Genomic DNA, 22,625 nt, shown 5'->3' with positions numbered 1-22,625 from the left:
ATGGCCGAACGATACATATTCAATAAGTCTCTGAATCGTAGAGCCCCGAAATGGTACTGGCTAGCTTTCTTGGCAACAGCAGTACTTTCACTGACTTTACTTAGCTCGCCGGTCAAAGCACAAGAGCCGCTATTGGTAGACCCAAGCAATAAGCGCGATACTTCAACATTCAGTACCACGATTACGAATGTCGATTTTACCCAAGCTGCGGGTAATACGGCAGTGACGGTGGTGAACTTCGAAGGTCAGGCACCAAAAGTACAGCTAATAGAGTCGCAGGGTAAGGTATCGCTAACCCTTCCTGATACAGCTTTAGGCGAGGACCAATTATTAGAGCTCAACGTCGCAGACTTTGGCACCATGGTTTCTACGATAGAAACCTTCGTAGAAAAAGGTGGAGCCCGATTAGAAATCAACTACACCGGACAGGTTACGGTTAAAAATACAGTGAAAGATGGAGTGCTACGCGTTGCCATTTCACCTATGGACAGTGCACAACAAGAAGCACTTGAAGCGGAGAAAGTATACACTGGCGATCCTATCTCACTCGATTTTCAAGACGTACCAGTTAGACAAGTTTTACAAATCATTGCTCAGGTAAATGGTTTTAATCTTGTAACCACAGATACTGTGTCTGGGAATGTCACTATAAGTTTATCTGGCGTTCCGTGGGATCAAGCCTTAGACATGATTTTGCGCGTTAAAGGGCTAGATAAGCGTTTAGAAGGTAACATTTTGTTGATTGCCCCTGCTGAAGAACTTGCCGCCCGAGAAACCCAAGCTCTTCAGTCGAAAAAACAAGTGTCTGACCTTGCACCACTTCACACAGTAAACATATCGGTTAATTACGCCAAAGCAGCAGCACTTGCTACTATTTTAAAGTCTACAGAAGGCGGTATTCTTTCTGAAAGAGGCGGTGTAACGGTAGACGAGCGTACTAATACCTTGCTCATTCGCGACACGCTTGCTTCCATTGATGAAGCAAGAAAAACAATCAAAGCGTTAGACATTCCAGTTAAACAAGTTCTTATTGAAAGCCGCATGGTAACGGTGCTAGACGATGTTGACGAACAGCTTGGTGTGCGCTGGGGTTTCAGTGATCGTCAAGATGACAACGGCGTTTCTGGTAGCATTGAAGGGGCGGATACCATTGCTGGTGGCGTAGTACCAAGCATTGATAATCGTCTTAACGTGAACCTGCCTGTAAGCAGTGCTGCAGGTAGTATCGGGTTTCAAATTGCCAGTTTGGTCGATGGTACTATACTCGACTTAGAGCTCTCAGCGCTGGAGTCGGAAAACAAAGGGGAAATCATTGCTAGCCCACGCATAACGGTAGCAAACCAACATGAAGCTTACATCGAGCAAGGTACTGAAATACCGTATGTGCAGGCAACATCAAGTGGTGCCACCTCAGTAGAATTTAAAAAAGCAGTATTGTCACTGAAAGTAACGCCTCACATTACCCCTGACAATCGCATCATTCTTGATTTGGTTGTTACACAAGATACCCGTGGTGAGACAGTGTCAACGTCTACGGGTGATGCTGTGGCTATTGATACCCAAGAGATCAAAACACAGGTATTAGTTGAAAACGGTGAAACCATTGTACTTGGCGGTATTTTCCAACAAACCAGTTCTGATGGCGTGTCAAAAGTCCCTCTATTTGGAGACCTTCCGCTTGTAGGGGCACTTTTTAGAAACTCGTCACAGTTGCAGCAAAAACGAGAGCTTCTTATCTTCGTTACGCCAAAAATTGTAACCGAAAGACCCTAACGACTGTATTTACAGAGACGAAAATGCGCTTCTATAAGCGCATTTTTTTATTTTAAGGTCTTTTTTGTAACTAAATTTACAGGTATACACTATTTGTTGGTAACAAAACTTGCAACGCCTTGCATGAAACTGAGATAATCCCCGCCTCGAAATTTAAGCGAGGTTTAAGGAGTGGTGCTTATTGGACACTAAATAGGCACGAGTCAATGGGTAGGCTGGTAAGGCAACAGTGCACTGCCCCTAACATGATTAAGTTGTGATATAAGCAAATATGGCTGAAAAACGTAATATCTTTTTAGTTGGCCCAATGGGTGCTGGCAAAAGTACCATCGGTAGACATCTAGCAGACGAACTTCACCTAGACTTTTTTGATTCTGATCAGGAAATTGAGCGCCGCACAGGTGCTGATATCGCTTGGATCTTTGATCTTGAAGGCGAAGACGGCTTTCGCGTGCGCGAAGAGAACGTCATTAATGATTTGACAGACAAGCAAGGTATTGTGCTTGCCACAGGTGGCGGTTCTATTGTAACTAAAGCTGTGCGCAATCGTTTATCTGCCCGTGGTATTGTTGTTTACTTACAAACGACCATCGATAAGCAAGTTGCCCGTACACAACGCGACAAACGTCGTCCTTTGCTACAAAACGAAGATCCTGAACAAGTACTTCGGGATCTTGCAGAAATGCGCAACCCGCTTTACGAAGAAGTTGCTGATTACATTGTTGATACAGACGACCAAAGTGCGCGTGCTGTAGCAAATCAAATTATCAGTAAAATTGGTTTATAAATTAAAAATGTAATAGGAGGTGCTACGCCAATGTCAACCTTAACTGTGGAACTTGGAGAACGTAGCTATCCTATACAGATAGAGGCTGGGCTGCTTTCGCAACCTGGCCTTTTTAGTGCCTATATTAAAGGTCCGCTCGCCGTTATCGTAACCAATGAAACCGTCGCCCCTCTTTATCTAGAAACGGCGAAAGCCGCCTGCGGCGACGTTCGCGTTGAAACCATAATATTGCCTGACGGCGAACAGTATAAGAATTTAGAACAATTCGAAGTAGTCATGACCCGCCTCCTTGAGCTTAATGCAGCAAGAGATACAACGCTGATCGCACTTGGAGGTGGTGTAATAGGTGACCTTACCGGCTTCGTCGCAGCGACCTATCAGCGAGGCGTGCCTTTTATTCAGGTGCCTACTACCCTGCTTTCTCAAGTCGACTCATCGGTGGGTGGAAAAACTGCGGTTAATCACCCGCTCGGTAAAAACATGATTGGTGCGTTTTACCAACCCGTTTATGTCGCTATCGACACCGACTCTCTTGCTACTTTACCTCCCAGAGAGTTTGCGGCAGGCATGGCAGAAGTCATCAAATACGGCATTATTTACGACGCCCCATTTTTCGAGTGGCTTGAAAGTAATGTGGATTCACTTACCTCACTTGATACCCAAGTGCTTACTGAAGCTATCTCTCGCTGCTGTGAAATTAAAGCAGACGTGGTTGCAAAGGATGAGCGCGAGGGCGGTTTACGCGCCATTCTTAATCTTGGTCATACCTTTGGTCACGCTATCGAGGCTGAGCAAGGTTATGGAAACTGGCTTCACGGTGAAGCAGTAGCTGCTGGTACTATAATTGCTTGTAAAGCAGCAGAAGGTTTATCGTGGTTTACGCCGTCAGAAACACGACGTGTGTCCGCATTGTTTGAAGCGTTTGCATTGCCCGTTGCAGGGCCTGACAGTATGACGAAAGATGACTACGTTAAACATATGAAGCGCGATAAAAAAGTGGAAGCGGGCAGTATTCGATTTGTACTTCCCCAGGGGATTGGCAAAGCGGTTGTTACTAAGGATGTTACCGACGACATTCTAACCGACATCCTGTCCTAATTTACGCTATCGCGAAACACTCAAAGCGAACATTAACACGTTACGCAGCGGATATATGACTCGAGCATTTATAGGAGCCTGAGTTATTGCTTCTGGCATGTAAGGTGTAACGTGTAGTTGGCTTTAGGTTGAATAGCAACGGTTAATAAGGGCAAACTCCCATGCAAAGCGAACTGCATGATCGTTTGGAATACTTAGTCAATTACTCTTCTCAGCTGATTTTTGTCAGCGGAGAGTCTATTGCACAGCAACAAAAAACCCTCGAAGCCTTTGTTTTTCAACAGCACGATGATACTGAAATTGCCTATTTAACCGCCCAAGATAACATGGAGCCGTCAGATTACCGTCGCCAGCTTTGCAGGCAACTACTAGGGCAAGTCGTCGGCAGTTTTGTCAGACCGCTAAACGAACTACTTTCAGGCCTAAATAGTCATGAGGGGCCTATTCTTATAGCAATAACTCAAGCGCATAACCTTCCTGATGTTCTACTTCAAGAATTATGGGACTTGGTACTTCAAAGTCGATTTGCTGGAAATAAACAGCATTTAAATGTGCTTCTGTTTGCTAACAATGATTGGGCAGAACGCGCTAAGCAATGGCTTCCGGCTAAAAACACCGAAACGCCACTCATTATCAGCAGCCAGTCGGTTATGAGTGAACAGCCAAACTTTGCCTCAGAGCTAGACAAAATGATTGCTTCACGCCGTGAGGCGTTTCAAGCACATCTGGAAAACAGACAGCGTGAACACACTCAAACCTTTAGTAATCCACTAAAAACCACCTGGTTTTATGTGGCGGTAGCTTGTGTTTTTCTGATGACTTTTGCTGGTTTAGTATACTGGCAGTACGGTGATAAACTAGCGACCCTGTTCTCACCTATTGAACAACAAAGCCAAGAAACTCAGTCTCCTCAGGTTCAACCGGGCTCGGCCTACAGCACTTTGTTAAGTGACGATAATTCAAATAGTGACGATTCACAGCGCGGCGACGGTAAACCGCTAGATGAAATTGCCATTGAGGCAGCCAACGTTGAACTGGTCCTTGCTTCCAGAGAAGGTGAAGATACACAAACTAAGGCGACTGACGGCAATGTTCTTGTGACCGCTTGGGACGAAGCGGTAGCTGCACTTCCAGCAAGCACAGAAACGTCAGAGCAACAAGACGCCACGGCAGACACAGCCGATGAAGATAATTCTAGGGAAAGTTTGAGCAACCAAGGTAGCGCGGTTACTAACAATGAAGATGTTGACGCGTCCATCGTGGTTATATCAAAACCCGCTCAGACATCAAAGAGCACAATAAATGCCAAAGGAGTCGAAGACGCACCTTCAAAAAATGCTGAGTGGATCGCTGAAAATGACTATGCTATTCAAATGCTTGCCATGAAGGATAAATCTGTACTCAATGCGTTTCTCAGTGAAAATGACTTATTAACCCGCACTCGAATTTACAAAACGACGCGCTATGGCGGCGACTGGTTTGTGGTTGTAGACAAGCAGGTTTACACATCTATCTCTCAAGCTCAGCAAGGGCTTGCTGCTTTGCCAGAATACCCCGGAAAGCAGAATGCGTTTGTAAAACGCGGACGCCAAATTCTTTCAGAAATAAGTAAAGTTGAAAATTAAGGTGCTTACGCTGGTTATTAGCGCTAAATACGCAAAATTCCATTCTTACGACACTTGTTGGTTGTCCGTTTTACTGATGAAAGTTACAATCTACCTTTAGCGTGGTGATATCTGATACTGATCAGCATAAAAGTATAAAGACGACCCTTTCCCTTGGAACGGCGGCGCAAGGAAAAACCACCGTCTTCATTCCGTCTAGGTAGTAACGTTTAAGCATGATGCAGAAAAAAAACCGGGCTTTTTTAAAGTGGGCCGGTGGCAAATACAGCTTGGTTGAGCATATTCAGGCCAGATTACCGCAAGCTAACAAACTGATTGAACCGTTTGTTGGCGCAGGCTCTGTGTTTCTTAATACCCAATACAAACGCTATCTGCTTAATGACATTAACCCTGATCTCATCAATTTATACAATTTACTTAAGGCGCAACCAGACGCACTGATAAATGACGCACGCTCATTTTTTGACGGGAAGCGCAATCAAGAAAAAATGTACTACGCTTTACGTGAGGAGTTTAATACCACTGGAGACGAGTATTACCGCGCAATTCTTTTTCTGTATTTGAATCGCCACGGTTACAACGGGCTGTGTCGCTATAGCCTTCAAGGCCGCTTTAATGTGCCTTTTGGCCGTTACAAGAAACCTTATTTTCCTGAAGATGAGATGTTTGTATTCTCTGAGAAGTCTCAAAAGGCCACATTCACCTGCTTACCTTTTGAAAAAGTGTTCTCACGGGCGAGACGAGGTAATGTCATTTATTGTGACCCTCCTTATGCACCGATCAGTAAAACCGCAGCTTTCACCAGTTATGCGGCGCGAAGTTTTGGCTTGGAATCACAAGAAAAACTCGCTGAACTTGCCAGCCGAGCGTCAAAAAAACGCGGTATACCAGTGTTGATATCTAATCACGACTTGCCGCTTACAAGGGCGTTGTATCAAGGTGCTGACTTCAGCATGCTGTCTGTTAAGCGTTCGATAAGTCAAAACGGCGCAAAGCGACAGCCAGTAGATGAAATATTGGCTTACTTTCCTCCAGCCACTGTGGTGACTAAGCGCAGTAGCCGCAATAACAAAGCAACAACACGCAACTTACCATAACGTAGGTTCTTGAAAAAACTGACTAAGTAGAGCGTGCGATGTTAATGAGAAGATGGTTCATTTATCAATAGCGAAGGGTTGACCGCTAATCGCTGTAGCCCGTATACCATTTTACGAACATAAATAATGAAACCACAAAAAGTACAACTAAAATAACGCCGATCACTGCAAAACTGATGAAGGTCCCTTTGTTAAAGTCACGTTCATAATTTCGGTGGCTCTGAACCCCAAACAAACTCGCTATCACACTACCTAGAACTGACCAAAACCCAGTGCCAGACCGCATCGTATGACCTTAGCCGTCTTTCGAAGGTGAAGTGAAATCTCGATTACCTTCGTCACTGTGCAACAACTCAAGTAGATCTAAAAAGTGAAACTGAAAAGAAAAAGATTTTCCCGCTATCCATGAAAGCCAGCTCACTTCTTCTACCCCCTCTTGATGACGGGCGCACTGGTTTTGAACATGGCTTGCTGGTAGCTTTGGATTAAATTCTGTGACCGGTTGAAAATCGCATACTGACGAGTGTGATTTAGGCGCAGTAGTAACCGCAACGCTAGCTAGCGCCACAGCTCCGCAAATCGCGAAAAAAGGAAGAACTTTCATCCTGAACACTCCTTACACTCGTTTAAAAATTAGTCTCATTATAGACAAAAGTAGGTTACGAACAAGTTAAAAATGCGTTGCTTTAAAAATGAAAAGCCTAATGATGTGACATTAGGCTTTTACTACTCAACGTTTTATTAAAAGGCCATCCGATGGCCTCTCGATTTAATTTTAAAGTTCGAAATCTACCGAGTAAGCTACAGTGAATTTAACAGCATCGTTGTCAAACTCGTCGTCGCCGCCCATATCATCAAGATCGGTACCCGTGATGGCAAAGCTGAAACCATCTTTTGCAATTGAAACGCCGTAGTCTACATAACCTTCTACGCCATTAAACGCTTCAGCAAAATCACCTTCATGGTAACCAACGTGAAAACCAAGTTCTGTGCCGTTTAAGATTTCCATGCTGTAATCAAGCGAGGTATACGACGCTTGTGCAAAGCCAAAGTCTTGAGTTTCACCCTCGTCAGCTTCGGTGTGCGCTAAAAGGTAAACAGTAAGGCTCAAGCCCCCCATTCCTACTGAGCCATAAACTTCTGCAAAATCGAAGTTCGCTTCGTCATCATAGTTGTAGTATAGGTAACCGAAGTCGTATGCAATACCGTCAGACTCACCCGAGAAACCAAAATACATGTCGTGCTCGTAAGAATAAACGTCGCCCGCGCCATAGTTCACATTAGATGCCCAAGTACCGGCATAAAAGCCACTTTCGTGAGCGTAATCAATACCGCCCTGCACAGCCGCTTCGTTAGTGGTCTGCGTAAGACCACGCCAAATGTAGTTGCTGGTCGCACTTGCATTGGCGGTAAATTCGCCTTCTGCATAGCTAGGCATTGCAGTTAGCAGACACGCTGAAGAAATAGCAGCGGCAAGTAAAGTTCTTTTTGTAGATGTTTTCATGTGTGTTCTCCAGTCAAATTCAAACTTGTTGTTATTCGTTTTTTCTGTCTGTGTTTTCTTTTTGAACTGGATAACGCAAAGTTGGTGCCCATTTATGGTTCAGTAAAAAAAAACACAAGAGCAATTGCAAAGCATTGATATATAGATAAATTTAAAGGGTTTGATTATTTTTTGGTGGGAACTGCTTTGGTTAAAGCAGAACAAAGACGCACCAGCATAACGCGCTCTCACCAAAACGGGGCATACCAGCAACAGCCACTGTTCAACGTAAACCCATGTGAAATTGCCACTCAATTATCCTTTACATAGTAAAGAGGTTCGGTTTTGGGTAAACTTTCGCAACTTAAAGCTTAAGCGGCGATGCATCTTGCTGTTTTTTGATTAGAGGGACTCGTAATGAAACCATTTTTAATTGCCCCATCGATACTATCTGCCGACTTTGCCCGACTGGGAGAAGACGTGGAAAAAGTATTAGCGGCCGGTGCCGACGTGGTACATTTCGATGTTATGGATAATCACTATGTGCCAAACCTTACGTTTGGGCCGATGATTTGTGAGGCTTTGAGAAAATACGGTATTACCGCACCTATTGATGTTCACCTGATGGTTAAACCCGTTGATGATTTGATAGAAAAGTTTGCCGATGCGGGAGCTAGCTTTATTAGCTTTCATCCAGAAGCCTCTGAGCATATAGACCGCTCTTTACAGCTTATTATTGACAAAGGGTGTAAGCCCGGCCTGGTGTTTAATCCAGCCACGTCGCTACATTACCTTGACCATGTCATGGACAAACTACACCACATTCTTATCATGTCGGTTAACCCTGGCTTTGGTGGTCAAAAATTTATACCCACCACATTAGATAAAGTTCGTGCGGTGAAGCAGCGCGTAGAAGAAAGCGGCTACGATATTCGAATTGAAATTGACGGGGGCGTAAAAGTCGATAACATTCGCGCCATCGCTGAGGCAGGGGCAGACATGTTTGTAGCTGGCTCGGCCATTTTTTCTCAAGACGATTACAGTGATGTTATTACGCAAATGCGTAATGAACTCGCCATGCTATCTAAAGCATAATTGTAGAAGCTAAGCTTTCTCTATCTTTATTAAAACAGTATTTAACGTATTACAGGTAAAAAGAAATGAGCAATAAACCCGTTGTATTAAGTGGCTGTCAGCCTTCAGGACAACTTACCCTTGGCAACTATATGGGTGCACTTAAACAGTGGGTTTCCATGCAGGACGATCACGATTGCCTATATATGATTGTAGATTTGCATGCTATAACGGTAAGACAAGATCCAAAGCAGCTTGCCGAAGCATGTTTGGACGGTCTCTCTCTTTATCTTGCCTGCGGCATTGACCCTCAAAAGAGTACGCTATTTTTGCAGTCACACGTGCCAGAACACGCACAGCTATCTTGGGTACTTAATTGCTATGCTCAAATGGGTGAGCTAAATCGCATGACGCAGTTCAAAGATAAGTCAGCGAAAAATGAAAATAACATTAATGTAGGCCTATATAGCTACCCTGTACTACAAGCAGCAGACATTTTGCTTTACCAGGCGGACAAAGTGCCCGTAGGCGAAGATCAAAAGCAGCATCTTGAGTTAACACGTGATATCGCAACACGCGTAAATAACTTATACGGCGACGTTTTCCGCTTGCCCGATCCTTATATTCCAGAGTTTGGCGCGCGTATCATGAGCCTTCAAGAGCCAGAAAAGAAGATGTCAAAGTCAGACAACAATCCGAATAACTTCATTGGATTATTAGAAGACCCTAAAAAGCTGGCTAAGAAGATTAAACGCGCAGTGACCGACTCTGACGAACAGGCCAACATTTATTTCAACCCAACAGAGAAACCTGGCGTATCGAACTTGCTTACCCTTCTCTCTCTTGCAACGGGGAAATCGGTGAAAGCGCTTGAGCCTGAATATACAGATAAAATGTATGGTCACTTAAAAGGTGACGTTGCAGATGCAGTGGTTGCCTTGCTCGAACCTATTCAAAACCGCTACGCTGAAATTCGAGCAGATAGAGCATATCTTGATGATGTTATGCGCCAAGGTGCAGAAAAAGCGTCTGCACGAGCCGCTGAGACCCTGGCGAAAGTTTACAAAGCTGTGGGCTTTATTCCCAAGCCATAAACTTTTAGTTAAATGCAAACGTTAACAAAAAGCATGAAGAGTTCTTAGAGCTCTTCATGAATAAAACCCTCGCACGTTAGAAACACCAAGGATTAGCGCTGCTGTGTTGCTGTTAATTGATAACTTCGATTCGTTTACCCATAATCTTGCTCGATACTTTAAAGAGCTTGGCGCTGACGTTGAAGTAGTGCGAAACAACGCGCTTAGCATTGACGATATCTCACGCATAGCGCCAACTCAGCTTGTCATCTCTCCGGGCCCATGCACGCCTAACGAGGCCGGTATCAGCTTAGCCGCAATCAGACACTTTGCCGGTAAAATCCCTACTCTTGGCGTTTGCCTGGGTCACCAAGCCATTGGGCAAGTATTTGGCGCTCAAGTGGTAGGCGCGCAAGAAATTAAGCATGGGAAAGTATCTTCGTTAACACATAACAATACCGGTCTATTTAAAGGGTTACCTGAAACATTCAACGTAACACGCTACCATTCGTTGGTTTTAGAACCCGCATCCGTACCTACTTCACTGCGTGTTGATGCTTGGTGTGAAACCGCCCACGGTACTAGAGAAATAATGGCAGTTTCTCATAAGTATCATCCTATTTGGGGGGTACAATATCACCCTGAGTCTTTACTCACTGAACACGGTCACAGCGTATTAAATGCGTTTTTACAGTTCAAAACGCCTTAAGAAAATTTCAATAAAGCCGATACACTTTCATAGTTTAAAAGGTTACGCTTGAAGGCCGGTAAAACTCGCAATTCACTGATTTTTCGTTTAACTTTCCCAAGTCTGTTTGGTATCGACTGTTTATTTAAACAATACATGTAAACAAATTATATTATCAGTGATTGCTACAAACCCTATTGCCTCTTAAGAAAACCGTTATTTAGCGTTTTGCTATTGCGAGAACGATAAGGTCCCTGATGTACGATAATATTTCCGTTCACCAAAAAGTTATGAGCAGGAGAGCTTTTACAATGACAATGGGGGCAACGACATCGCCCACGATAGATGATCGTTTCGAAAATTTGCTCATATCGCCTGAACGGGTGTTTGAAATGCTAGGAAAGCGTCGAGTTGGTGAGGTAAGTTTTGAGCAGTCTGAACAAGGGGATGCGCGCAGATTACTTCTAAACGTTGAAAAAATTGCGATTGAGAATAAACGCCTGCAAGAAAAAACGGAAGCGTCCTACCTAGAATCCGTTAGCCACCAGCTTCATGAAGTATTACTTGGTGAACTTACCGAACAATTAAGTGCCACCGACGAGCTCGTTCAAACCGTTCTCAATTTACCGGAAAACATCGGTGAACTGCTTGACGCCCTTGCTGTTAAAGCTTGTTCTGTTTCCAAATTAGAACCCATCGCAGCCACTATGCCGTGGCTTTACGATGAACTTATCGTCATTGTGAACACGCCTCAGTTCAGACGCAAAGACTCGCGCGGTCGCATTATTATCGTTGAAACGCTTCGCACTGCACTCAGCTTTTTAGGCATTGAGAACCTGCGCACGTTAATTCCTTCGCTTATATTGAAACGCGCGATGCCACAAATTACCGATCCGCACCCGCTTATCAAACAAAAGCTGACCCAATACGCCACGGGTGTTGCCCTAACGGCAAAGCGGATAGCCAGTATAAGTGGAGGCAGCAGAAATGAGGCCTACACATTAGGCGTATTGAGCAACTTGGGTCGCTGTGCGGTAACGCGGCTTTATTTCAAACTATTCGATAAAATTCAACTTCATCTTTTACAAGAATGCCAAAAAGATAAAGAGCAGAAACGCCATGAAGCCTTGCTCAAAATCGTTCCCTCAGCCAACCATCTCATCGCTATGCAACAAGAGTTTGCCGACGCTGTGAGTGCTGACATACTAGAATGGATGCATTTAAAACGGTTGCCAATAGCTTCTGCCATGCGCGCATGTGCAAACAAAACGCCCGCAGAGCGGGGAACGCTTTGTAAAGCGCTATATCAATCGCGTACGTATACGCAAATAAGAATGTTGCACCAGCTTAAACTGGTAGAAATGAAAGACGTTAAGCCACTTTTCAACGAGCAAAAATTCCCTAATGGCGCCCTCGAAAAACTCAAATCAATTGATATTTTCACTTTGCCATTAGTTAAAAATGAAGAAAATCATTAAAAATTTAGTGGATATTCATGCAGTCATTATGCAATCACGTATCCACTTATTCCTTTTAAAGTAAAAATACGCGTTTTCTTATACTATTGCCTGCTCGAGGCTAATGGATTCGATGACTCACTGGTCGCTGACGCCTATGATTTGCCTACTCAACAGCCTGCTAAAGCCCGCATGTCACCCTTTTCATAAGCTGATTAACGATTATTACTAAATGATATAGCCCAGTAGTTAATAGTTATTCACTTTTCCTGCAAATTAAGCCACAGTCCTTATAAATAAAGGGCTGCAGCCTTTTTGAAAGAAGACAAATGTTAAAAGAAATGGCATACTGTAAACCAAATCCGATTAGTTTTTACGCGCTGAAACAATGTTTCGAGAATAAGATCAGGTCGAAATCAACGGCTATTCTTGACGAGCACGCTGACATAGTGTGATTTAGCGCCCAATGCAGAGGTAACAAAGATGAACGTAACTCGCGCTACATTTGATGATGTAATGGTTCCTAACTATAACCCAGCAGACATGGTGCCTGTTCGCGGAGAAGGTTCTCGAGTATGGGACCAAGATGGGGCCGAGTACATCGACTTTGCAGGCGGTATTGCAGTAAACGTTCTTGGGCATTGCCACCCTGAGCTCGTTAACGCACTTAATGAACAAGGCAATAAGCTTTGGCATCTTAGTAATGTATTTACGAATGAACCCGCCCTTCGTCTGGCCAAAAAGCTAAACGATGCTACCTTTTCTGACAAAGTTTATTTCGCTAATTCGGGCGCAGAAGCCAACGAAGCTGCATTAAAACTAGCCCGTCGTTGGGCACTTGATAAGTACGGTGAAGACAAGAACCAAATCATTGCGTTCAACAAAGGTTTTCACGGTCGTACTTTCTTTACCGTAACAGTAGGTGGTCAAGCCGCTTATTCTGATGGCTTTGGTCCGAAACCTGGCGCAGTTGACCACTGTGACTATAACGATCTAGCAGCCTTTGAAGCACTTATCTCTGACAAAACCTGTGCTGTTATGATGGAGCCTCTTCAAGGTGAAGGCGGTATTATTCCGCCTGATGTAGATTTCGTGAAAGGTGTACGCGAACTTTGTGACAAGCATAACGCATTACTTATTTTTGACGAAGTTCAGTCGGGGGTTGGTCGTACAGGTCACCTATACGCGTATATGGGTCTTGGCGTAACACCTGATATCTTGACCACTGCGAAATCTCTTGGTGGTGGCTTCCCAATTGGCGCTATGCTTACCACAGCTGACATTGCGGCGCACCTTAAACCCGGCACGCACGGCAGCACGTATGGCGGTAATCCACTGGCATGTGCAGTTGCAGAGAAAGCCCTAGATATTATTAATCAGCCAGAAGTACTTGAAGGCGTGCTTAAAAAAGAAGCGCTTTTCCGTGAGCTTCTAGGTGCAATTAACGATAAATACAACGTATTTGAAGAAGTTCGTGGTCAAGGTATGCTCCTTGGTTGCGCGTTAAATGAAAAATACCAAGGCCGCGCTCGCGATTTCATGATGGCGGCGACAAAAGAGCACCTTATGTGCCTGGTAGCCGGCATGAATGTTATTCGTTTTGCGCCTTCATTAGTGATTCCTGATGAGGATATCAAAGAAGGTCTTGCACGTTTTGAGCGCGCCGTTGCTGCCGTTGTAAACGCCGAATAATTACAACACGAGTAGCGAACATGAATATCATTCGCCCTATCACGAAGGCCGACTATAACGCGCTAAAAGAAATTGCCGTTGAATCGGGTATTGGCTTCACGTCTTTGCCCGTTAACGACGAACTTTTACAGCGTAAAATTGATCGTGCAGAAACTGCGTTCAACAAACCTAACGTAACTGAACCTGGCGATGAGTCGTACCTGTTTGTTATGGAAGATACCACTACCGGCACGGTAGTAGGGACAACCGGTATTGAAGCTGCTGTTGGCATTGAAGACGCGTTTTATCACTATCACCTTAGTAAGGTCGTACATGCATCTCGCGAACTAAACATTCACAACACGGTAGACATTCTTACGTTTTGTAATGACTACACCGGGGTGACTGAAATATGCACGCTATTCCTTCGCGAACAAGCCCGAGGCGGCATTAACGGCCGCTTTCTTTCAAAGGTACGCTTTTTGTTCATGATGGAGCATCGCGAGCGCTTTTCTGAAACAGTGATTGCAGAGATGCGCGGTGTAAGTGATGAAGAGGGTCGCTCTCCGTTTTGGGAATGGCTAGAAACCCACTTTTTCTCTATGGACTTCCCCACTGCTGACTATCTAACGGGTATTGGCAATAAAGTATTTATTGCTGAGCTAATGCCGAAATATCCGATTTACGTGAACCTGCTTAGCAAAGAAGCGCAAGAAGTCATTGGTGAGGTGCACGAAAAAACTCGCCCTGCTCTTCAGCTCCTTGAAGAGGAAGGCTTTTCTTGCCGTGGATATGTAGATATTTTCGATGCGGGCCCAACGGTTGAAGCGAACTTAAGCCATATCCGCACCGCTCAGGCGAGTTTAAAACTTCCTGTTGTCATTGATGATAGTGCGGCTGCACAAGGCCAGACTCACTATATAATCAACACGTCAATATCCGATTTTCGTGCAGTAGCTACCGAGATGACGGTGAGCGAAGAGAAGCAAGTTGCCGTGCTATCTCGCCAAGCGGCTGCTGCATTGAATGTCAAAGAGGGCGAGTACGTTCGCTTTGCCCCGGTTACATTCAGAGACTAAAAAGGACACCCACTATGCTACATACACATTTTATCAACGGTGAATGGGTTGCCGGACAGGGTCACGACTTAGCGTCAATTGATCCTGCAAAAAACGAAGTAATTTGGGAAGGTAAGTCTGCGACTGCCGCTCAAATCGATGATGCGATTAAGGCCGCTCGTGCCGCGCTTGTAGCGTGGAGCATGAAAACCGTGGAAGAGCGCCTTGAAGTCATCAAGGTTTACGGCACCAAGCTAGAAGAAGCTAAAGCGCATCTTGCGAAGGTAATGGCAAAAGAAACCGGCAAGCCAGAGTGGGAAACTGCCACTGAGGTGGGTGCCATGATGGGTAAAATTGGCATCTCAGAAAAGGCCTACTTTGAGCGTACTGGCAACGTAGAAAACCCAATGCCCGTGGGTAAAGCATTCATTCGTCACAAGCCTCACGGTGTTGTCGCAGTTTTCGGCCCTTACAATTTCCCGGGTCACCTGCCTAATGGACACATTGTTCCCGCGCTTATTGCTGGCAATACTGTTGTATTCAAGCCAAGCGATTTGACCCCTATGGTTGCACAAGAAATGGTGAAACTGTGGGATGCGGCAGGTCTTCCGGCAGGCGTACTCAACCTGGTACAAGGTGAAGTGGAAACGGGTAAAGCGTTGGCGTCGCATAACGACATCGATGGCCTTTTCTTTACGGGTAGCTCACGCACAGGAAGAATTTTACACGAGCAGTTTGCTGGTCACCCTGGCAAAATTTTGGCTTTGGAAATGGGCGGCAACAACCCGCTAATCGTAAAAGATGTCGCCGATGTAGATGCAGCGGTTCACGATATTGTTCAATCTGCTTTCATAACATCAGGTCAGCGCTGTACTTGTGCTCGCCGCTTGTTCTTGCCAGCCGACGCCCAAGGTGATGCTATCCTTGCTCGCCTAATTGAGGTTACGAAAAATATCAAAGTTGGCGACTATGATGCTGAAGATCAGCCTTTTATGGGCGCTATGATTTCGAGCAACGCTGCAGCACTTATGGTGAAAGCGCAGCAAGAGCTTGAAAACCTTGGCGGTAAAGTATTGGTTCGCCTTGAGCAACACGACGAAAACAAAGGCTTCGCGACTCCAGGTATTATCGATGTTACTGACATGCTTGCGTCACTGCCAGATGAAGAACATTTCGGCCCACTGCTTAAAGTGGTCCGCTACAGCGACTTTGATGCTGCCATTGAAGAGGCGAACAACACCAGCTTTGGTTTGTCGGCAGGCCTTTTAGGTGACAATGAAGAAGACTATCGCTACTTCTTTGCCCGTATTCGCGCTGGTATTGTAAACTGGAACAGACCTATAACAGGTGCAAGCAGTGCTGCACCATTTGGTGGTGTAGGCGACAGCGGCAACCACAGAGCAAGTGCGTTTTATGCGGCGGACTACTGTGCGTACCCTGTTGCATCGGTTGAGCTTGATAAAGTCACCATGCCTGGCAAATTAAGCCCAGGCTTGTCGATGTAATCAATCTTAAACGTTTCGCGAGCGTTTTTTACAATACACGAAAGGCCGATGCTGCTTACGTATCGGCCCCTTTAGTACCAACCCTATACGAACTATTCATCTAAAATAGTCAACGACAGAAAGGACCCTACCGCCATGCATAGCAACATTGATACGTTGTTTAGCAACATGTGGGACGATTACGTTAGTATCACTCCCTCTGCGCACAAAATTCATGCTCTTCTTGCCGGTGAAGAAAACACCAGTGACATCGTTAACGATCATGTAGCTTTTCGAACTTTTGCGCTTGATAAAACCCGCTTAGATAAGCTTGCTGCACACTTCTTAGCGCTTGGTTACGAAGCGAAAGGCGACTATGACTTTGAAGCGAAAAAACTGACTGCGAAACACTTTGAACACCCAGACGATACTAAGCCAAAAGTATTTATTAGCGAGCTGCGCGTAGACGAACTGTCTGAAACCGCACAGCACATTATTAAAAAGCTAGTGGAGCAAATGCCCGAATCTGTGGTGGAAGCGGATAACTTTTTATATTCAGGTAAGCATTGGGAAGTGTCTAAGTCGGAATACGACACATTACTTAACGAATCTGAATACGCGGCGTGGATGGCAGCATGGGGCTTTCGCGCGAACCACTTTACCGTAAGTGTGAATCACTTAAGCCGTACCGACGAACTTACTGACGTAAATATGTTGCTAAAAGAAGCAGGCTTTGTGCTTAACACTTCAGGTGGCGAAATTAAGGGCGGCCCAGATGTATTCTTAGCACAATCGTCAACAATGGCTGATCGTGCTGACGTAGCATTTAGCGACGAAACACTCTCGATCCCAAGCTGCTTTTATGAGTTTGCACAACGCTATGAAATGCCTGACGGAAAGCTCTACACGGGTTTTGTTGCCGCATCGGCTGACAAAATCTTTGAAAGTACGAATGCTAAATAACGGAAATGCCTAGATAAAAAAAGCCCATTGCTGGGCTTTTTTTGTATCTGCTGTTCCGGGCTAATAGATAATTTTGGGCTTAGGCCAAAATCTACAAATGCTTCTTACGTCCACTTACCGCTTTGGCTCAGTAGTATGCCTTGCGAGAAATTGATCATAAGGCATGGGCTTATCAAAATAGAACCCCTGCATCAGTTGAACTTCGGCGTGTTCCATAAAAGGTAGATAAGATTCCAGCTCAATTCCCTCAGCTACTATCTCTATCTTGAGGCTTCTCAGCATCGCAACTATCCCCATGAATAGTGCATTTGCTTTACTGTCTTGATGAATACCCTGCACCAAGCTTTTATCCACTTTAACCACTTCAAACTGAAAGCTTCGCAAATAGCTCAGCGAAGAAAAGCCGCAGCCAAAATCATCGAGGGAAAGCCTGAAGCCGTAATCACGTAAACGGTTTAATGCTCCCAGTGCTTTTTTTTCATCTTTTACAAAAACCGACTCAGTGAGCTCCAACTCAATATATTCGGGGGATACGTGATTGTTTTCACAGATAGACGCCGCTTGTTCTGGAAATAGCGGGTCGAGCATCTGATTAGCACTAACATTGACCGACAGCGGGATGGCGTCTCCCTGTTGAGATTCCATGATCGAAATATAGTCGCAGGCCGCATCAAGGGCTTGCAAGCCTATTGCGCTATCTAGTTTGTACTCTTCAGCAATCGGGATGAAAATGGCGGGTGATACCACACCATGTAGACCCGATATCCAACGGCATAGCACTTCCCCACCTTTCAGCTCACCTTGAAGATCATATTTTCCCTGGATATAGAAATCTAACAGGTGGTTTTCTATAGTTCTGCGCAGATCATTTACCATACTTACTTGTTGGGTCATACTTTCATATAGCCCCACTTCATAAATGAATGCCTGCCCTTTACCAAGCTCTTTGGCCCTGTACATGGCGGCATCTGCACACTGTAGAAGGCTCTCTATATTGTCGCTGTGTTCTGGGAACTCAGCTATACCTACACTGGCCGATAGCCTAAGCTGTGAAGATTTTGCTCGTACAAGGTTCTCTTCAATTTTCTGAATAAGCTGCGTAGATTTGTCTGCCGCGTCTTTAACTATTTGACCAGGCAGCACTGCGATAAACTCGTCGCCCCCCCACCGGCCGACATTGCCAGTTTTGTCGAACATATCAGTCAATAATGTGCCAACGCGCTTTAATTCGATGTCACCTTGATCATGTCCCGCTGTATCGTTAATCGCCTTAAAACCATCTAAGTCGATAAAAACTAGTACAAATTGCTGCTTCTTTTTAACCAGCGTTGAAATAAACTCTCGCAGGGCGTTTCTATTTGAAAGGCCCGTTAATTCATCATTAAGGGCCAGCTGACGCAGCTTCGCCTCATTGCGCTTCCTATCCGTGATATCCCGCATTGTCGCAATCAAATAAGATGACGTTTGCTGATACGTTTCAAACAAAGCTATCGAGATATCGACACTTTTAACCTGTTCACCTTTTGCTTTTATTGAAGATTCAAAGCGTAATTGTTTGTTTATTGCCAGCAGTTCTCTGTTCACTTTCTCGGAAATGAATATCCGATTAAAGTCCATTCCAATGCACTGTTCTTTTACCGATGCGCCGATTAATTGAATAAACGCATCGTTGCACTCTGTGATAACAAGTTCTGGCGATAGGACGAGCATAGGCTCTCTTGAGCTGGCAAAGGCCGACGCCATCAGATGAAAGGATTGTTCCGCCTTACGCTGAGGGGTGATGTCTTTGGTGGTACCTACAATATGCAAGGCCTCACCATTTTGACCCCGTTTGAGTACACGTCCTCTCAACCGCACCCACTGATATTCACTCTCTAGTTTTAATCGAAAGGAAAATTCAATGCGATCGCGGTTTCCGTGTAGCGCCATGGTCCAGTGAAATTGAAGACCATCGAGGTCATCCTCATGCACGCGCTCCATCATATGAATTAGGGTTCCAGACCACGTTAACTCGCTCTCGCTATGCAGTGAGAAAGAACGAATTTCCATTATATCCGTGTTGGCTTTCCAGCTCCAAAACGATTCTTGAGACGCCCATAACGCTAGCTCTAAATCCTTTTGAACAGCTTGGCTTTCTTTGAGAGTCTCATAGAGGCTTTGGGTTTTTTCTCGTAATAGCTGCTCCGCCTGTTCTCTTGAATGGCGTTCACGCTTTAAACGCCGTTCTAGAATTTCAGTGCGGTCTTTCTGCTTAACAGAGTTGTGCGAAGTGTCATGCGCCATTACGCCTCCAGCTAAACGATAGAGATACTAAACTCGTAGGTGTGAGGAATATCGAGCTGGTGGGTTTCTCTTTCTAACTTGCAGTTATAATACTCTGCTGCCGCGTCCATCAAGCCTTCAGCTAGCGGATATAGCTCTCTTTCGGAGTAATACTGTAAGCGCATAGTCGTGTCTGTGCGTGAGAGCACTTTAAATCGCGGCAAATCGGCATCGGGATAAAGCTTTTTGACCTGAACATGAATATCGCCATCTAAATGCTCTAACATTTGCAATATGTCAGTGGTGTTTGCAAGCACATCTCCATGCACTGCACCAAGCTTTCCGAACAGGTAATGGCCAAAGTCATATAACAACTCATTGGCCGATTTACCCGTTTTTTCTACCAGCACACCTACCAAACGTTCCATCTGTTCAAATGGATAATAGCCAACAGCGGTATAAGCACCGTCATTTTCTAATTCAGCTTCCATGATAACGTCGTCTGCGAAATCAGGAGACACTTTCTCCTCCAGCATATCGATTAACGACGTAAAAACTATTCCTAGCATAAAAAATCCTCAGCAAATCCTATTATGAGTCTAGTTCAACCAGGCTTAAGAACAAACTAAACTTTATGACAAATCTTCGGGCGTCTCATCCTTATTTGGCAGCACTACTTCAACAGAGTCTACCCGTTGGAGCCCTCGTGGTAGCTTGTTACCGCGCCGGCCTCTTTCACCGTGATAGTGCGTTAGGTCAGCCGCGCTGAGTGTCATATTACGTTTTCCTGCACCAACCTTAATAGCAGCGCCATCAGGAACAACCGCAAGCACTTTCACATACTCCTCACGAGACTGGGATTTAGCTGAAGGAATATTAATTAGCTTATTTCCCTTACCCTTACCCAAGCTTGGCAAGTCGCGCAGCGGGAACATCAACATACGCCCTTCGTTAGAAATACTTAAGCACCAATCTGAATCAGGGTTAGTAACAGGCATTGGCTTCATTACTTTCGCCGCAGTGGGTAACGACAAGTAGGCTTTACCCGCTTTATTTTTACTCACCATGTCTTTAAAGGTACCGACAAAGCCATAGCCTGCGTCAGAGCCAACCAAAAACTTACTTTCGTCTTGAGCCATGATGACATGCTGAAACGATTCACCACCAACAATACTAAAACGGCCTGTTAGTGGCTCGCCCTGACTTCTTGCAGAAGGGAGTCCGTGAGCATCGCAAGAGAAAGTACGACCCGAGCTATCCATAAAGACCGCGGGCTGATTGCTCTTTCCTTCTGCACTTGATAAATAGCCATCGCCAGCTTTATAACTGAGACCTTCTGCATCTACATCGTGGCCCTTCGCGCATCGCGCCCAGCCTTTTTCTGAAAGCACTACTGTTACTGACTCCGCTGGAACCAACTCTTTTTCAGACAGTGCTTTAGCTTCACCACGCTCAACGATAGGTGAACGTCTGTCATCGCCATACTTTTCTGCATCAGCAAGAATTTCTTTTTTGATGAGAGTTTTAAGGCGGCGATCTGACCCCAACAGCTGCTGAAGCTTGTCCCGCTCTTCGGCAAGCTCGTCCTGCTCGCCTTTAATTTTCATTTCTTCTAGCTTAGCTAAATGCCTTAGCTTAAGTTCTAAAATGGCTTCTGCTTGCTTGTCGCTCAACCCGAATCTCGACATCAATTCCGGCTTGGGTTTGTCGTAAGTTCGAATAATATCGATAACTTCATCGATATTTAAAAATGCGATGAGTAAACCTTCAAGAATATGAAGGCGCGCCAGTACTTTATCGAGTCGATATTGCAAGCGACGAGTGACCGTCTCTTTTCGGTATTGCAACCACTCAGATAATATAGTGCGCAGATCCTTAACCTGAGGACGGCCGTCTAGCCCAATCATGTTTAAGTTAACGCGATAATTTTTTTCAAGATCAGTGGTCGCAAACAAGTGCTGCATCAATTGAGTCACATCAATGCGATTTGAACGTGGCGTAATGACTAAGCGCGTTGGATTTTCGTGGTCAGATTCATCGCGAAGGTCACTTACCATCGGCAGCTTTTTAGCCTGCATTTGCGCTGCAATTTGCTCCAGAATTTTTGCACCAGACGCTTGGTGTGGCAGTGCTGTAATCACTACATCACCATTTTCTTCTGTATATACCGCTCGCATTTTGATGGAGCCTCGCCCCGTCTCATACAGCTTTTGAATATCAGACTTTGGCGTAATTATTTCCGCTTCCGTCGGATAATCTGGCCCATTCACGTGCTCTAATACATCGCTCAGTTCGGCTTTACTATTATCCAACAGCATAGCGCAGGCATTGGCCAACTCTCTTACATTGTGAGGCGGAATATCAGTGGCCATCCCCACCGCGATTCCAGTAACACCATTAAGTAAGATATGCGGCAAGCGCGCTGGAAGCACACTCGGTTCTTCGAGTGTTCCATCGAAGTTTGGCACCCAATCCACTGTGCCTTGGCCCAGCTCATTGAGCAGGACTTCTGCGAAACGAGAGAGCTTAGCTTCGGTATAACGCATGGCAGCAAAGGATTTAGGATCATCTGGCGCTCCCCAGTTTCCTTGTCCGTCAACCAGCGGATAGCGGTAAGAAAACGGCTGCGCCATAAGTACCATTGCTTCATAACACGCTGAGTCGCCGTGAGGATGAAACTTACCTAAAACATCCCCCACGGTTCTGGCAGACTTTTTATATTTGGCGTTAGCGCTTAGCCCTAAGTCAGACATCGCGTAAATAATACGGCGCTGAACTGGCTTTAAGCCGTCAGAAATGTGCGGCAATGCGCGGTCCATGATGACGTACATGGAATAGTTAAGATAAGCGTCTTCGGTGAAACGTCGAAGAGGAAGTTGCTCTACCCCATCGCGATTAATAATGATCTCGTCACTCATGATAATTTTTTCGTTTTGTTATTAATACCAATTCGCTCGTGATAGTACGGCAGTCGTTGTCGGATATTAGCGCACGACTTAAAAGAAGCACGTGAACGTTACAAGCTATTGTGG

General features: G+C 45.1%; 19 protein-coding genes. 13 read left to right on the top strand and 6 right to left on the bottom strand.

Annotated features, from left to right (window positions below):
* The 5 genes from GVO62_RS13470 to GVO62_RS13450 all read left to right on the top strand — a co-directional run bounded on the left by GVO62_RS13470 (position 1) and on the right by GVO62_RS13450 (position 6,380).
* Complete coding sequence (locus tag GVO62_RS13470) at positions 1–1,773, top strand: type IV pilus secretin PilQ (protein WP_159119674.1); 1,773 nt, start codon at positions 1–3, stop codon at positions 1,771–1,773.
* A 271-nt stretch (positions 1,774–2,044) separates the two neighbouring features.
* A complete protein-coding gene (aroK, locus tag GVO62_RS13465; protein WP_105930536.1) occupies positions 2,045–2,560 on the top strand; it encodes a shikimate kinase AroK in 516 nt (171 codons plus the stop codon).
* A 30-nt stretch (positions 2,561–2,590) separates the two neighbouring features.
* Positions 2,591–3,658, top strand: coding sequence for a 3-dehydroquinate synthase (gene aroB, locus GVO62_RS13460; protein ID WP_159119673.1), 1,068 nt, complete (start codon positions 2,591–2,593; stop codon positions 3,656–3,658).
* A gap of 161 nt (positions 3,659–3,819) precedes the next feature.
* Positions 3,820–5,283 (top strand): SPOR domain-containing protein, encoded by a 1,464-nt coding sequence (locus GVO62_RS13455; RefSeq protein ID WP_159119672.1) that lies wholly within the window; start codon positions 3,820–3,822, stop codon positions 5,281–5,283.
* Between the two features lie 215 nt (positions 5,284–5,498).
* Complete coding sequence (locus tag GVO62_RS13450) at positions 5,499–6,380, top strand: Dam family site-specific DNA-(adenine-N6)-methyltransferase (protein WP_159119671.1); 882 nt, start codon at positions 5,499–5,501, stop codon at positions 6,378–6,380.
* Between the two features lie 85 nt (positions 6,381–6,465).
* Here GVO62_RS13450 and GVO62_RS13445 read toward each other — a convergent pair whose 3' ends face one another.
* The 3 genes from GVO62_RS13445 to GVO62_RS13435 form a co-directional block, all read right to left on the bottom strand.
* On the bottom strand, positions 6,466–6,666 hold the full coding sequence (locus GVO62_RS13445; RefSeq protein WP_159119670.1) for a DUF2970 domain-containing protein: 201 nt from the start codon (positions 6,664–6,666) through the stop codon (positions 6,466–6,468).
* A gap of 9 nt (positions 6,667–6,675) precedes the next feature.
* Complete coding sequence (locus GVO62_RS13440) at positions 6,676–6,984, bottom strand: hypothetical protein (protein ID WP_105930541.1); 309 nt, start codon at positions 6,982–6,984, stop codon at positions 6,676–6,678.
* A 171-nt stretch (positions 6,985–7,155) separates the two neighbouring features.
* Positions 7,156–7,884 (bottom strand): TorF family putative porin, encoded by a 729-nt coding sequence (locus GVO62_RS13435; protein WP_159119669.1) that lies wholly within the window; start codon positions 7,882–7,884, stop codon positions 7,156–7,158.
* 396 nt (positions 7,885–8,280) lie between these two features.
* On the opposite strand from GVO62_RS13435, the gene rpe reads away from it, so the two are divergent.
* From rpe to GVO62_RS13395, 8 genes are all read left to right on the top strand, one after another.
* Positions 8,281–8,958 carry a ribulose-phosphate 3-epimerase gene (gene rpe / locus GVO62_RS13430; protein WP_159119668.1) on the top strand — a complete coding sequence of 226 codons (678 nt, stop codon included), beginning with the start codon at positions 8,281–8,283 and terminating at the stop codon, positions 8,956–8,958.
* A gap of 65 nt (positions 8,959–9,023) precedes the next feature.
* On the top strand, positions 9,024–10,031 hold the full coding sequence (gene trpS / locus GVO62_RS13425; RefSeq protein ID WP_120963454.1) for a tryptophan--tRNA ligase: 1,008 nt from the start codon (positions 9,024–9,026) through the stop codon (positions 10,029–10,031).
* A 103-nt stretch (positions 10,032–10,134) separates the two neighbouring features.
* Positions 10,135–10,719, top strand: a complete 585-nt coding sequence (locus tag GVO62_RS13420; RefSeq protein WP_159119667.1) for an anthranilate synthase component II — start codon at positions 10,135–10,137, stop codon at positions 10,717–10,719.
* Between the two features lie 290 nt (positions 10,720–11,009).
* The gene (locus GVO62_RS13415) at positions 11,010–12,176 is read left to right on the top strand and encodes an HDOD domain-containing protein (RefSeq protein ID WP_120963456.1); all 1,167 of its coding nucleotides are present in this window, start codon (positions 11,010–11,012) and stop codon (positions 12,174–12,176) included.
* Between the two features lie 462 nt (positions 12,177–12,638).
* Positions 12,639–13,847: an aspartate aminotransferase family protein gene (locus GVO62_RS13410; RefSeq protein ID WP_159119666.1), complete on the top strand. Its 1,209-nt coding sequence runs from the start codon at positions 12,639–12,641 to the stop codon at positions 13,845–13,847.
* Between the two features lie 20 nt (positions 13,848–13,867).
* The gene (gene astA, locus GVO62_RS13405) at positions 13,868–14,905 is read left to right on the top strand and encodes an arginine N-succinyltransferase (protein WP_120963458.1); all 1,038 of its coding nucleotides are present in this window, start codon (positions 13,868–13,870) and stop codon (positions 14,903–14,905) included.
* Positions 14,906–14,919: 14 nt separating this feature from the next.
* The gene (astD, locus tag GVO62_RS13400; protein WP_159119665.1) at positions 14,920–16,389 is read left to right on the top strand and encodes a succinylglutamate-semialdehyde dehydrogenase; all 1,470 of its coding nucleotides are present in this window, start codon (positions 14,920–14,922) and stop codon (positions 16,387–16,389) included.
* Between the two features lie 135 nt (positions 16,390–16,524).
* On the top strand, positions 16,525–17,331 hold the full coding sequence (locus tag GVO62_RS13395; RefSeq protein WP_159119664.1) for a DUF1338 domain-containing protein: 807 nt from the start codon (positions 16,525–16,527) through the stop codon (positions 17,329–17,331).
* A gap of 114 nt (positions 17,332–17,445) precedes the next feature.
* Here the strand turns inward: GVO62_RS13395 and GVO62_RS13390 are convergent, their stop codons facing one another.
* The 3 genes from GVO62_RS13390 to parC form a co-directional block, all read right to left on the bottom strand.
* Positions 17,446–19,614, bottom strand: coding sequence for a putative bifunctional diguanylate cyclase/phosphodiesterase (locus GVO62_RS13390; RefSeq protein ID WP_159119663.1), 2,169 nt, complete (start codon positions 19,612–19,614; stop codon positions 17,446–17,448).
* 11 nt (positions 19,615–19,625) lie between these two features.
* Complete coding sequence (locus GVO62_RS13385; protein ID WP_120963462.1) at positions 19,626–20,162, bottom strand: heme NO-binding domain-containing protein; 537 nt, start codon at positions 20,160–20,162, stop codon at positions 19,626–19,628.
* A 63-nt stretch (positions 20,163–20,225) separates the two neighbouring features.
* The gene (parC, locus tag GVO62_RS13380; protein ID WP_159119662.1) at positions 20,226–22,511 is read right to left on the bottom strand and encodes a DNA topoisomerase IV subunit A; all 2,286 of its coding nucleotides are present in this window, start codon (positions 22,509–22,511) and stop codon (positions 20,226–20,228) included.
* Between the last annotated feature and the right edge of the window lie 114 nt (positions 22,512–22,625).

The sequence above is a fragment of the Alteromonas sp. KUL150 genome, from assembly GCF_009811475.1.
Classification (GTDB): Bacteria; Pseudomonadota; Gammaproteobacteria; order Enterobacterales; family Alteromonadaceae; genus Alteromonas; species Alteromonas gracilis.
The sequence above is the reverse complement of the archived record's forward strand: the minus strand, read 5'-3'. Positions and strand labels throughout refer to the sequence as shown.